This is a genomic window from Bacteroidota bacterium, assembly GCA_016713765.1.
Lineage (GTDB): Bacteria > Bacteroidota > Bacteroidia > AKYH767-A > 2013-40CM-41-45 > Pollutiaquabacter > Pollutiaquabacter aromativorans.
The window spans coordinates 117,664-131,197 of record JADJON010000001.1; the positions used below are offsets into that span (position 1 = coordinate 117,664).

The 13,534-nt window shown below is 52.7% G+C and carries 11 protein-coding genes; 4 read left to right on the plus strand and 7 right to left on the minus strand.

The window, feature by feature from the left end:
- Window positions 1-55 precede the first annotated feature (55 nt).
- Together IPJ96_00580 and IPJ96_00585 are read right to left on the minus strand one after the other, a co-directional pair.
- Window positions 56-748 (minus strand): ribonuclease H-like domain-containing protein, encoded by a 693-nt coding sequence (locus IPJ96_00580; GenBank protein MBK7908852.1) that lies wholly within the window; start codon window positions 746-748, stop codon window positions 56-58.
- Window positions 749-893: 145 nt separating this feature from the next.
- The gene (locus IPJ96_00585) at window positions 894-2,462 is read right to left on the minus strand and encodes a T9SS type A sorting domain-containing protein (GenBank protein ID MBK7908853.1); all 1,569 of its coding nucleotides are present in this window, start codon (window positions 2,460-2,462) and stop codon (window positions 894-896) included.
- Window positions 2,463-2,466: 4 nt separating this feature from the next.
- Here IPJ96_00585 and IPJ96_00590 point away from each other — a divergent pair, with 4 nt between their 5' ends.
- A complete protein-coding gene (locus IPJ96_00590; protein ID MBK7908854.1) occupies window positions 2,467-2,658 on the plus strand; it encodes a hypothetical protein in 192 nt (63 codons plus the stop codon).
- A gap of 76 nt (window positions 2,659-2,734) precedes the next feature.
- Here IPJ96_00590 and IPJ96_00595 read toward each other — a convergent pair whose 3' ends face one another.
- The 4 genes from IPJ96_00595 to lipB all read right to left on the minus strand — a co-directional run bounded on the left by IPJ96_00595 (window position 2,735) and on the right by lipB (window position 5,562).
- Entirely contained in the window at window positions 2,735-3,142 is a 408-nt protein-coding gene (locus IPJ96_00595) for a hypothetical protein (protein MBK7908855.1), read from the minus strand.
- A 218-nt stretch (window positions 3,143-3,360) separates the two neighbouring features.
- A complete protein-coding gene (locus IPJ96_00600; GenBank protein ID MBK7908856.1) occupies window positions 3,361-4,518 on the minus strand; it encodes a serine hydrolase in 1,158 nt (385 codons plus the stop codon).
- A gap of 53 nt (window positions 4,519-4,571) precedes the next feature.
- Window positions 4,572-4,790 (minus strand): hypothetical protein, encoded by a 219-nt coding sequence (locus tag IPJ96_00605; GenBank protein MBK7908857.1) that lies wholly within the window; start codon window positions 4,788-4,790, stop codon window positions 4,572-4,574.
- A 55-nt stretch (window positions 4,791-4,845) separates the two neighbouring features.
- Window positions 4,846-5,562, minus strand: coding sequence for a lipoyl(octanoyl) transferase LipB (lipB, locus tag IPJ96_00610; GenBank protein ID MBK7908858.1), 717 nt, complete (start codon window positions 5,560-5,562; stop codon window positions 4,846-4,848).
- Window positions 5,563-5,802: 240 nt separating this feature from the next.
- Between lipB and IPJ96_00615 the strand changes: the two genes are divergently transcribed.
- Window positions 5,803-8,628: a TonB-dependent receptor gene (locus IPJ96_00615; GenBank protein MBK7908859.1), complete on the plus strand. Its 2,826-nt coding sequence runs from the start codon at window positions 5,803-5,805 to the stop codon at window positions 8,626-8,628.
- Between the two features lie 249 nt (window positions 8,629-8,877).
- Window positions 8,878-11,217, plus strand: a complete 2,340-nt coding sequence (locus IPJ96_00620) for a CotH kinase family protein (GenBank protein ID MBK7908860.1) — start codon at window positions 8,878-8,880, stop codon at window positions 11,215-11,217.
- A gap of 48 nt (window positions 11,218-11,265) precedes the next feature.
- Here IPJ96_00620 and IPJ96_00625 read toward each other — a convergent pair whose 3' ends face one another.
- Window positions 11,266-11,946, minus strand: a complete 681-nt coding sequence (locus IPJ96_00625; protein ID MBK7908861.1) for a hypothetical protein — start codon at window positions 11,944-11,946, stop codon at window positions 11,266-11,268.
- A 132-nt stretch (window positions 11,947-12,078) separates the two neighbouring features.
- On the opposite strand from IPJ96_00625, the gene IPJ96_00630 reads away from it, so the two are divergent.
- A complete protein-coding gene (locus IPJ96_00630) occupies window positions 12,079-13,437 on the plus strand; it encodes a serine hydrolase (protein ID MBK7908862.1) in 1,359 nt (452 codons plus the stop codon).
- Window positions 13,438-13,534: the final 97 nt, after the last annotated feature.

Sequence of the window (13,534 nt, forward strand, 5' to 3'; positions counted from 1 at the left end):
CATGCGCGACTTTTTCAAGATACCCGTTTCGTATCAAGTACACAACCAATTGCCATTACAGCAGGGTTGCTCCTACCATATTTCCACGCATTCGCAGGTAAACCTGCACGAGCGTTTCGACGTCCTTCCGGCAATAGCGTACTATTCGTGGAAGGTCCTGCTCCACCCAATAGGTCTCACCGACCATGCTGCCGTCCAGATCGTCCTTCGGACAGGGCAGGTTAAACAATTGAGCCAGCAGGGTAAGCGAAGTAAACGCTTTGTAATCGCCGAATTTCCAAAGCTCCATGGTATCCAGGTGCTGAACCTCCCAGGGTTTTCGACCTGCCGTATCAAGGGCATCGGGTAGTGGCAATCCATTTACCAGCATCCTTCTGGCAATGAAGGGAAAGTCGAACTCTTTCCCGTTGTGCGCGCACAACCACTTTCGTCCGCTTCGAAACGCGGTGTGCAGAAACAATCCGAAACTTCTTAAGAGTTTCGCCTCATCGGGGTCGTCGAATACTTCGTACTGGATGGCACCGAAACGATCCGGTATGGCCACCACGATGCAGATTACTTTCCCAAATTCGGCGTAGATGCCTGCCTTGCGATAGCTCTCCTCCGGAGGTTCCGGATCGCGAAAGCCGACCGACTTTCGCCTCCATAACTGCTGCCAGGCTTCCGGCATCGACTCGAAGGAAGGATAAACAGCCGCCGTCTCAATATCCAGAAACGCGATCTCATGCAGGGGAATAGTGCGTTGCATGCCACAAGACTACGCGGATGCGCGGTCGCTGGCAACCAATCTATGCAGTTTCTTTTAGGAGGGGCGAGAGACGAGCGACGAAAAAAATGACGCGTATATAAGAAAAGGGATATTCCCAGGACGCGATGGTTTGTATAAACCCTTGCTATTGCTTTACCATGCGTAAGGTTGCCAGGCGATTCCCGGATGTTAGTTGTATCAGATAAACTCCGCTTGGAATGTGGCTGCAGTCGAGCGTTTCTGAGATAGCTAGCCGTCCGCTCTGAGCCTTGACCAGTCGTCCGGTGGCATCGAAGATTTGAATGCTTCCTTCGCCCGGTTCACGTTCAAATCGAACAACGGCGCGGTCGGTCACCGGATTACTCAAATAACAGCTCAACGTTTCCGGCATCTTCGGTAATGCAGTAGCAATCGTGGTGGTATCTTCGAGGTAAGCGAAAAATGCGGAGTAGTCGGCAGACGCATTATATGTCTGTCCGTCGATGCGACAGGTTTCGCGCATCTGACCGGCAAGGACCCAGCGTCCGTTTTGTTGCTTCCGAATGTGTCCGCTGACGGACGCCGCCTCTACGCCGCCGGCGACCGGCTCCGCCAAAGGCCGGTACCACAGCAGGTTTCCGGACGCGTCCCACTTGGCCAACACACAAGTTCCTTCGTAACCCGCCCATGTCTGGACGAATACGGTATCGCTACCGAACACCGGATGCCTGACGGTATTGATCGTCGCGATGCGTTCGTTGGATGAATTGAAAACCATTTCTCCGTTCACGCCTTCCGGTGTTGCCGTTCCAACCAAGGGAACGACTTCGCAATGATCCACATGGAGGGTTTGATCCATCCGTAGGAAACCGACCCGCAATCCGGACCCGCAGACCGGCGTTCCGTCGATATCCACATCATTGCCGAACATGCCGGAGATCCAGACACGACCCGTCGCATCGATTGCCAGGTCATGAATCAGGTCCATGCCGGTTCCGAGCAGATGACGCGCGTCGATAAAGTCTCCCAGGCTTGTGAAACGCGCCACGAACAGATCAGCATCGGAGACCGTACCGGTATAATAAGTGGTTCCGCCGATCAGTAACGAATCCTGAAACATGCCCAACAACCAAAGCGTGTCGTTCACGACCCTGATCCTGGAATCACTCAGCGCAATGGGCACATTCCACAACTGCGTTGATCCGGTATGCAAGGAGCGGATGCCGGATCCGTCGCTCGCAACGATGTTGCCGTTCGGTCGGATATCCAGCGAGTGGCCGTCGTCCGGCAACGGAAACGCCCATACAAAAGTGCCGTTCGACAAGGTGTTCAAGATATAGCCACCGTTGCAACACGGATACGGAAAAGCCAAGGACACGCCGTTCACAAACATGCGGTTGCTTTGCGGAATGAATTTACCGATGGAAAAAACGTTCAGGTTATCGAATCGAATCTCCTGCACATTCTCCTGGGCATTGTTATTCCCCGAAACGGTCATCCACTGAAGAAACCCCGTAGAATCCGCCTTGCAGGTCAATCCGTCTTCATACCAATATCCGTCAAAACTCAGGTTCCCAAATGGATCCGTACCGGTCGTGTTTCTTGGGCGCACATAACCCGAGAAGAGCAGGTTGCCCTGGTCATCGAAATCATAATCGCTGAAGCGCGAGAGGGTGCTGTCGTAGACATATACATCACCGATCTGTTGCCCGTGGACCGCCGATGAGAAACTCATCAGCATGAAGACGAATAAAAAGCAAAGAAGGCGCATGATGATCGTTTTCGCCAAGGAAGGGAAAAATATGACTGGGCAGCATGCCGAACCGGACTTTTTCCGGCACTGCCCTTCAGGCAAAGGTGAATGGAACTATTCCGAAGGCGAACTGGTGCCAGGGAGAGGTATTGGAGCTTCGCTTAGGGTTCAGGATTAAAATATCATCCGACTTAATGCCCAAAATCAAGGACGATCTACCAATCACTAATCTCCAATAACCAATCACCACCCCCTCACCTCAACATCACTCCACGCTTATTCAGCACCGGGATGTTGGTGAAATTTTCTTCCTTGATCGACTCCGGTAAAAAGATGTACTTCTTGTCGTACATATCGGAACCCATGTAGAAACTGACCCAATACTCGTTACTCAATCCGAACAGGTTGTCCATGATCATCTCGATGCGCGCGTAATCCTGCGGATCCACATTCCCGATAAGGTGGCGAAGGATGGATGTTTTCACTTCTTTCCCGTCGAGTTCACCATACCCTTTCGAGCTCACCAATACTCCGCGGATCACTTCATCGTTCAGGTTGACGAGGTACACATGCCATTCCATGGTACCGGATTCTTCGTTCGGCTCCTTCACAGCAGCAAGGACGATATTCTTGACTTCAGGCCGGTGAATGTCTTTCAGCATAGGAGGCGTAAAGGTACGGAAAAGTTGGGGTGGGGTGGATTGGATACTGGAGGTTGGTTATTCGTGATTTGATATCGGTGATTGGTGGTGGGTTGGGTTGAAAGATCATTCCAAAACATACACGCAATAAACTGGAAACGCGGAACTCGAAACCCGCCTGCCTGCCGCAGCTTTAGCATAGGCAGGGAACCCGGAACCATATCGTCACACCTCCCTCCTTACCGGACCATCTCGACAGCTCCCCGCACGTAGGCCTTGAAGTCGCTGTAATGCTGGTCTTCCTCTTTGGTGCCGCGTTCAATGCCGAGCCGCACCACGACGAGTTGCAGATCCGGGATCACGATGATGTATTGACCAAGGATTCCTCTTGCATACACGACCCGATGACCGTCCACGGTTGCAAGCCACCAGTGATAACCATAATAATCAGTGACCGCTCCCCGCTCATCCGGCAAGCCGATGGGCGTGGTCATTTGTCGGATATAATCTTTCGACACTATTTGCCTCCCTTGAGACATTCCACTGTCAAGCACCAACTGTCCGATCCGGGCAAAATCGCGGGCATTGGAATAGAAACAACAATACGCCTTTTCAATTCCGTCGGCGTGATCGAGCGACCAGAACGCGGGAGCGGTTGCCCCCAGCGGCTTCCACAGTTTTTTCGCAGCGTAATCAGACAAACGTTCGCCCGTGGCTCGTTCAAGGATCATTCCCAACAACAACGTGTTGCCGCTCATGTACCGGAACACGGAACCGGGCTCCTCGATCACCTTGAGCTTATTCGTCAGTGCCGGTAAGTCGGTTCCATAATACGCCTCGGTAGTATAGGAGAAGAGCGAAGCATACGATTCATCCCAGTTCAGGCCGGAGCTCATCATCAACAACTCCCGGATGCTGCAGGTGTTCCCCGCTTCCGTATTGAAATGCGGCAGATAGCGCCCGATCGGCTGGTCGAGTTCCAGGAGGTGTTCATCAGCCGCGATCCCCACGAGCAACCCGACAATGCTCTTTGCAACGGAAAAAGAATTGCTGGGCGATACCGTATCGTAGCGGTCCCAGTATTGTTCGTACAACAGGCTGTCGTTGCGAACTACCAGGTAGGCAACGCTTTTGTTCTTCTCCAACTCCCCGCTGAGCGGTGCGGAGGGCCGGCGGTCCTGATAGTCGGATGCATAGGGCCAACGAACGGGTGCCGGATCGTCGATGATGCGGGTGGAAAACAGCTCCAGATCATCGATACCCGGATAGGTATAGACCAGTGTTTTGAAAACGTAGCTGTAACCGGTAATCATCAGGGCCACCGAGCCACTGAGGAGAAACAAGAAGATCAGCCCGAGTGTTCGAAACAGGATCCGACGGAAGCGTGCGTTAGCCATGCTCTCAAGTTAGGCATCGCACTGCCGTGTCAGTAATCGTCCGGAAGAGTTTTTCAGCCTTCCGTTGTTGGCTTCAGACTGCGTAACGCATCGATCGTCGCCTGCCCGATATCACAGGGGGCCTTCGGTTCAAAATTCTTCGTCTTGGAAATGATCGCATCCATCCAGGTATCGAACTCTGCAGGCGAAATATCCCGCCCACGATCCGGATGGTCATCGTCGGGTAACTGGCGTTCATCCAATTGGCGCAACTCTACAATGGATCTGTTCATGTTTTTTGAAGGTACGAAAAATTTGTCGGAATTCCAAATGCGAGAATAGGGCAATTCACCCCAGCTCCGCCGGTTCCAACTGCATACCGAAAAGCGCGGCCAGCTCGTGTTTCAATCTGTGACTCACTTCTGACATATCGATTGCCCGGCCCAATTCCCGTTGCAGCGAGGTCACATCCTTGTCTTTGATTCCGCAGGGTACGATGTGTTCGAAATAGGAAAGGTCCGTATTGACATTGAACGCGAAACCGTGCATGGTAACCCAGCGGGAGCAACGCACACCCATCGCGCAGATCTTACGGGCCTTCGCATCATCTTCCGGGTCGATCCAGACACCTGTATAGCCGGGATAACGACCAGCTTTCACACCATAGGAACCGAGCACGCGGATGATGGCCTCCTCCAAATACCGGAGGTAGCGGTGTATATCGGTGAAAAAATCGTCGAGGTCGAGGATCGGGTAGCCTACCAGCTGCCCGGGACCGTGATACGTGATATCGCCGCCCCGGTTATTCTTAATGAAAATCGCTCCAATTTCCTTTAACGTTTGTTCATCCGCCAATAAATGACCGGCATCCCCGCTTCTACCCAGGGTGAATACGTGGGGGTGCTCGCAGAAAAGGAGATAATGCTGGAGTGGCTCCTGTTCTTCCTGCCGAAGATTTCGGTTCCGAAGTTTGCGATCTACCAATTCCTGGAACAGCCGCTCCTGTAAATCCCAGGCCTCCTGGTATCCGAAACGCCCCAACTCGCTGAACAATACTCGCGGCATCGCGCAAAGTTAAACGTTTCGAGTCTTCCTCCTCCTTTACTCCAGGCCGAAGCGATTCTTCGAATTTCAAACTTTAACAAATCCGATTCGAAAGCCTTTCAATCTCCGATAACATTTCTCTTTCCCTTCTCCTCTGGAATCAATCGATCCGCCTACAAATGCAAGTCTCCGCTTCCGATTCCCTACTTTTGCACGATCGCGATTTGACCTAACCGTTTGCTTCGCGACATCATACGAACTATGCGTACCCCCCTCTGTCTGCTCCTGCTGTTCCTGCTTTCACCACTTTTCCTTTCAGCCCAATCTCATTCCGTCAGCGGCAAGCTGACCGGATCCGATGGCAGCGCGTTGATTGGCGCCTCCGTCATTCTGCAACGACTTCCCGACTCCTCCTTCGTAGCAGGAACGGTTACGGATGCAACAGGCAATTTCTCGCTCCTGGCACCCCGGCCTGGAGACTATGTTATCAAACTCGCGTTTGTCGGCTTCGAAGATCTTTTCATTCGACGAAACATCACTTCGAACATCGAATTAGGGACCCTGAAGCTGCGCGACAAGGCCACGGTCTTATCAACTGTCAATATTGTAGAACTCACGCCTCCCGCGCTCCAGAAAGGCGACACCACCGAATACAACAGTAAAGCGTTCAAGACACAGCCCGATGCCAATGCCGAGGACCTGGTAACAAAAATGCCGGGCATCCAGCAAGGAACCGACGGCAAGGTGCAGGCGCAGGGCGAAAACGTGCAACGCGTGTTGGTCGATGGCAAGCCATTCTTTGGCGACGATCCCAATGCCGTGCTGAAGAATCTGCCGGCGGAAGTCATTGACCGCATTCAGGTCTTCGATCAACGCAGTGATCAGAGTCAGTTCACCGGATTTGACGACGGCAACAGCTTAAAGACGCTCAACATCATTACGAAGCCGCAGTTCCGCGACGGTGTTTTCGGACGCGCATTCGCCGGGGCAGGAACCGAAGACCGCTGGAAAGGCGGCGCTACCGTCAACCTCTTCAACAAGAATCGTCGCCTCACTTTCCTGCTAAACGGTAATAACATCAACGAGCAAAACTTCTCTACCGAGGATCTACTGGGTGTGATGAGCGGTAGCAGTAACAATAACCGGCCGCAAGGTATGCGCGGGGGTTTCGGTGGACGTGGAGGCGGGCGCGGTCGCGGAGGTGACAACTTCTATAACCCGGCCGACAATTTCCTCGTCGATCAGCGAAACGGCATCAGCACCACACAATCGTTCGGTGTGAACTATGCCAATAAATGGAAAACAGTCGATGCCAGTTTCAGCTACTTCTTCAACCGGAGTGAAAACGAAGCGGTTTCAGATCTCTATCGAACCTACATCACGGCGGAGAACAGTGACCTGGCCTACACGGAGACCTCGAACACCAATTCGATCAACCTGAACCATCGCTTCAGTTCGCGCGTGGAATGGAAACTCGACTCCCTCAATTCATTCATCATCCAGCCGAAGTTCTCTCTTCAGCATAATGAGGGGGACCGGGTCTTGCTCGGAAGCAACATTTCCGGTTCATCGATTACCGGTTTCACCGACACGCAGAATGGCTCTGATCTGGACGGGATCAACACCAGCGTTTCGCTCCTCTGGCGCCACAGTTTCCAAAAACGTGGTCGCTCGCTAAGCCTTTCCATGACGCCAGGCTTTAACAATCAAAAGGGGAATAACTATCTGCTCTCCTTACTCGACAGCTACAACGATACGCTCGCGGCAGACAAAACCGATCAGGTCGGAAGAATCGACAAGCAAGGTCTTACCCTGAACACACAAGTGAACTATACTGAACCACTGAGCGAACGCAGCCAACTTCAAGTCAGCTATGGCGGAAATTACCAACGGAACACCTCCGACAAAGCGACGTTCAACTATGTGGCGGCCACACGCGACTACATCGACAAAGACTCGAGCCTTTCCAACAACTTCCGAACGGAGTATGTTTCGCATCAGGGCGGACTGACCTATCGATACAACAAACAAAAGTGGAACCTGGGTATCGGCGCCAACTATCAGCAGGCATCGCTTGACAACACGTTCATTGATCCCGAGCGAGAACCGGTTGCCCGCAACTTTTCCTCCGTTTTGCCGAACGCTTTCTTCCAGTACCGATTCAGTCAGCGTAAAAGCCTGCGGGCGAATTATCGCTCGAACAATAACGCCCCGACAGCCGACCAATTACAATCCGTCATCAACAACAGCAATCCCCTGCAACTCACTTCCGGCAACCCGGACTTGTCGCAGGACTTTCAAAACAATCTCAGCATTCGCTATTCGGCGGTGAATACCGAGAAGAATTCGTCTTTCTTCGCCTTGCTTGCAGGCTCCTACACGTTCGATTATATCGGCAACAGCACCTTTGTCGCGTTTTCTGACACCGTTCTGAGCAGCACGGTCACACTTGCCAGCGGATCCCAGTACACTCGTCCGGTTAACCTTGACGGTTACTACAACCTGCGTTCGTTCATGAATTACAGCTTTCCGGTGAAATTCCTGAAGTCCAACCTCAACCTGAACGCGTCTCTTAACTACAACCTGACACCGAGCCTGATCAACGAGTTGAAAAACGAAGCGGGCAGCGGCACCTACGGCGCCGGCGTGTTACTCAGCAGTAACATCAGCGAGAAAGTGGACTTCAGCATCGGCACTAATTTTTCCTACAATTCCCTGCACAATACCCTACAGGCTTCTGCCGACAACGAATACTACTCACAAACCAGCAGGGCCAAAATCCAGGTGATGCCGTGGAAAGGGCTGGTCCTGCTTTCGGAATGGAACTATACGTACAACACGGGGCTTAGCAGCAGCATCAACCAGAACATCCTCTTGTGGAATGCCGGGATCGGATACAAATTCGGCAAGGACCGTGCATTCGACTTGCGACTGACGGCCTTCGACCTGCTCGAAGAAAACACCAGTGTAACCCGTACCACCACGGATACCTATTTTGACGACAGCCGAACGAACATCCTGCAACGGTATTTCATGCTGACACTGACCTATAATTTCAAGAAATTCCGTGAAGCGGAAGGACAGTGAGGCAGGGGTTGGGGGTTCGGGTTCCCTGTTTCGCGTTTGTTCTGAACTAATTCAACCTGAATATTCCAGAACTCGAAACCCGGAACCCAAAACCCGGAACTTCCAACCAATTCAACATCGGTATATTCCACCATTTCGTCGGTCATTCCTCATGGTAGTTCCCGAAAAGGTTAAACCTTTGTGAACGATTGAAATCCAAGGAAGCCGCTACCTTAGCTGGAAGCGGTTCCACCGTCTAACCAACCACACATGAAGAAATTTACTGCGATCCTGCTTGTTTTTGCAGGATTCCTGGGCGCGACCGATAGCCGCGGCCAGGGAATGCCGGATGAGATGTACCTGTCTCCGGACGGGCGAACACTCTATACCGGCGGACAGGCTCCCAGCGGCTTGTATGAACCCTACCTGGTCCGTCGGGTCGATCTGCAATTCTCACAGTCCAACTACTGGACGCTGCTGACCCAGGGTTATCAGAATCACACCGACCTGCCTGCGACCATGATCGTCGATGGTGTGACCTACGATAGCGTGGGGGTCCGCTTCAAGGGCCAGACTTCCTACAATACCGGGAGCTCCCAAAAGAAGTCATTCAACATCACGACCAATTCCTTCGTATCCGGTCAGGACCTCATGGGGTATCAGATCCTGAATTTCAACAACGCGTTTCAGGATGAATCCTTTCTTCACGAAGTCATTTACCAGCACCAGATCCGTCGGCATATTCCGTCGGCCAAATCGAACTTCATTAAACTCTATATCAACGGCGGCAACTGGGGACTCTACCCCAACGTGCAGCAACTGAATAAAGAGTTTCTGAAAGAATGGTTCCTGACCAACGACGGTTCCAACTGGCGCGCTGACCGTCCGCCGGGATCCGGTGGCGGCGGCGGCGGTGGCTGGGGCGATGGTACCGCGGCCATGAACTACCGCGGTCCGGACAGTACCGACTACCAGCCTTATTATACCCTGAAGTCATCGACCAAGCCGCAACCCTGGGATGACCTGGTGCACACCTGCGATGTGCTGAACAACACGGCAGCCGGCGACCTCGATTCCTTGTTGCCTGCCGTGCTGGATGTGGACCGCACCTTATGGCATCTCGGTTCGGAGATCCTGTTCTCCGACGATGACAGCTACGTCTACAAGGGGAAGATGGATTACTATACTTATTACGAGATCGAGACCGGTCGCATGACGCCGCTGGAGTATGACGGAAACAGCGTCATGGAATCCATGGCTCAGAACTGGAGCGTGTTTTACAATGCCAACAACGCTAATTATCCATTGTTGAATCGTCTGCTCAACAATGCCGAGTGGCGTCAGCGTTACCTCGCCCATTTCCGTACCCTCATCCAGGATGAAATGGACACGACGACGCTCTTTCCGTTGATCGACGATTATGTAAGCCTGATCGACACCATCGTTCAGAACGACCCGAAGAAACTGTACAGCTATGCCCAGTTCCAAACCGGGGTGGCAGGTGTCAAATCGTTCATCCGAAATCGTCGCAGCTATGTACTCAGCAATTCCGAGGTGAACCGCCCGGTGCCCAGCCTGAGCAATGCAGCCTGGTCGGTAGCCGGCACATCCTTCGGTCGCCCGAACGCGGGTCAGTCGGTGGATGTACAAGTCGAAGCATCCGCTACGGCCGGAATCCAGACGGTGAACCTGTATTACGCGAGCGGCATCGTAGGCAACTTCGCCAAGACGAGCATGTATGATGACGGGGCGCACAACGACGGCGCTGCCGGCGACGGCGTTTGGGGCGGAATGATCCCGGGCTTTGATGCAGGCTTCTGGGTTCGACACTATTTTGAAGCGGTTGCAGCGGATGCTTTCAATACCGTCAGCTATCTGCCTGCCGGAGCCGAACACGATGTGTTCGTTTATCAGGTCAACCTCGAACGTGCAACTGATACGAGCGTAGTGATCAACGAAGTGATGGCGATCAACCAGAGCACCATCGCGGATTCCGCCGGACAGTACGAAGACTGGATCGAATTGTACAACAACGGTTCACAGGCTGTCGACCTGAGCGGATACTGGCTCACCGACAACGCCTTTAACCTGCGCAAGTGGCAGATGCCTGCGGGTACCACCATCCTGCCAAACGAATACCTCATCATCTGGGCCGATGAAGACGGCGGCCAGGGTGACTACCATTGCAACTTCAAACTTTCGGCATCAGGTGAAGATCTGTTGCTCATCAACCCTTCCGGGCAGTTGGTGGATGAAGTGGTCTTCGGACAACAGACAGCCGATCAGGGATATGCCCGCGTACCGAACGGAACCGGTCCGTTCGTGATCCAGGATCCGACCTTCGGAGCGAACAACAACCTGAGTACGGACATCTCCACACTGGATGCTCCCGTGCGACTGCTCGTTTATCCGAATCCGGCCAACGGCTATGTCACCATCGCGGGCAAGAATCGAAACGGCGAACTCGTGGAGGTATTCGACATGGTCGGTCGTGCCGTATTCAGCGGACGCATGCAGGAGACGCTGACCATCGACACCCAGTCGTGGACGGCGGGTATCTACACCCTGCGCTGCGGTTCCGAATCGCGCAAGCTACTGGTCAAGCATTGATCACCAACCTGATAAAAAAAGCCCGCTCAGTTGAGCGGGCTTTTTTTATCACTTTCCCGGGTAGAGTTTCGCATGCCACCTCACCATAGCCTTCGAAATTTCCGCCGGATTACCCATGCGCTGTTGCTTGTCTGGGCCGAAGAAGATGAACTCACCGGTCAGCAGGTCCAGGTTCTCCATCAATTCCCGCATGTACAGATCGTGAATGGTGGCGTTCTCACTGCCGGGAATATCATGCGGCGTACGCTCCATGATCTCCAGGAAGAAGCGGCCACTGACCCTGTTCTCTTCCACGCGCCGACCATTCCTCAGTTTTTTATCATTGATCAACAAACCGATTCTGGCCCGGGTCAACCGGGCCTGCAGCGCCTTGATACGAACGTCGGGGTTGCAATGGACCGCCAGCGCCGTCAACGTAGCGACCAGATCATGCCGTGAACAATAATCGATCACCTCTTCGCCCTGCATCAGGTGCCTGAAATTCTCAGGAGATACTTCAACAAATAAAAGAGATAGGGAATCGGAACGATTGAATTCATCCTGCATCAACGCTAAGACCGGATCGGTGACGGCAATAGGCTTCGGATAATCCCAATAACGGTTGGTGGTGTCAACCAGAACCGCTTCCACCATGCTCCTGAACCCGGGAGAAACTTGCGCGCGTGTTATCAGCGAACCGGTTGATAGCGCCAGCAAGCAGACAATCCGAAGTATCGTGATCCTTGACATCCGTTGAATAAATTAAAGGAATTAAACCACTGGTCTGCTATAGCGTCCAATATATTCGTGTCTTTTGTACAAACTTCGTGCCTGCTCAAGCTGTTAAGGCATATTTCCGCCTCCAACTGAAAAATGCCACCAATGCCTGAGAGCTACTCCACGAAAAACAATATTGATCGTAAAACTTCCGAACCAGCATCCTGCGATACCATGCGCTTCACGATCCTGTTACTACTTCTTCTGATCAAGCTCCCGTTAAACGGTCAAGCCTTGTATTTCCCGCCTCTCTCGGGAACAAACTGGGACACCATTTCTCCCGCTTCGCTCGGCTGGTGTACGCAGTACGTCGATACGATCGCGGACTTCAACGCTCAACGAGGCAGCAAAGCTTTTCTCATTCTCAAAGACGGTAAGATCGCCGTAGAACAGTACTATGGAACCTTTACCCGCGACAGCCTTTGGTACTGGGCATCTGCCGGAAAAACCCTTACCTCTTTCCTGACGGGTATTGCACAAGAGGAAGGTTATCTCGACATCACCCGCCCGACGTCCGATTACCTGGGTACCGGCTGGACCAGCGCACCACTCGCGAAAGAGCAATTGATCACAGTGCGCAACCAATTGACCATGACCTCCGGTCTTGACGATCTCACCGGCGATCCGTATTGCACGCTACCTTCCTGTCTGCAATACGAAGCGGATGCCGGTACGCGCTGGGCTTACCATAATGCACCGTACACGCTGCTGGATACAGTGATCGAGTCTGCAACCGGACAGAATTTCAACACGTACTTCAACTCCCGTATCCGGAACCGGATTGGCATGAACGGATTCTGGTTCCCGAACGGTTACAACAACATTTACGGCAGTACGGCGCGAAGCATGGCACGATTCGGTTTGCTCATGCTCAATCGCGGTATCTGGGACCAGGATACGTTGCTGCACGACACAGCTTACTATCATGCGATGATCAACACCTCGCAGAACCTGAACAAATCGTACGGTTACCTCTGGTGGCTGAACGGAAAACAATCGTTCATGCTGCCCTATTCGCAGTTCGTCTTCGGTGGTTCTTTGTCTCCGGACGCCCCGTCCGATATGTATTCGGGAATTGGAAAAAACAGCCAGGTAGTCAGCGTGATCCCCAGCCAGCAGATGGTCATCATCCGGATGGGAAATTCGCCCGACACCAATGACGTCTCGCTGATCTACGTCAACGAATTGTGGGAGGAGCTGAACAAACTGTTCTGCACACCCACAGGCATGCACGATCCCGTCAGTCGCTCCTTTGCACTTTATCCTAATCCCGCTAATGATGCGGTAATGATTCGTGGAGCGGCGGAAGATACTCGAATCAGTGTATTCAATTTGCAGGGAACATTGATGATAGAATCCCGCGGCACCAAACTCCAGATAACTACCCTGCCTTCAGGATTCTATGTTGTTAGAGTCAGGTTAACTGAAGGAGTCGAGCAAATTTTCAGGTTATTGAAGCAGTGATTGGGAAAAAAGGATAACCACAAAGGACGCAGCGTACACACAGAGGATCACAGAGAAAAAGTGATGGTGGAGAGCGGTGGTAATGAGAAACTGGTAA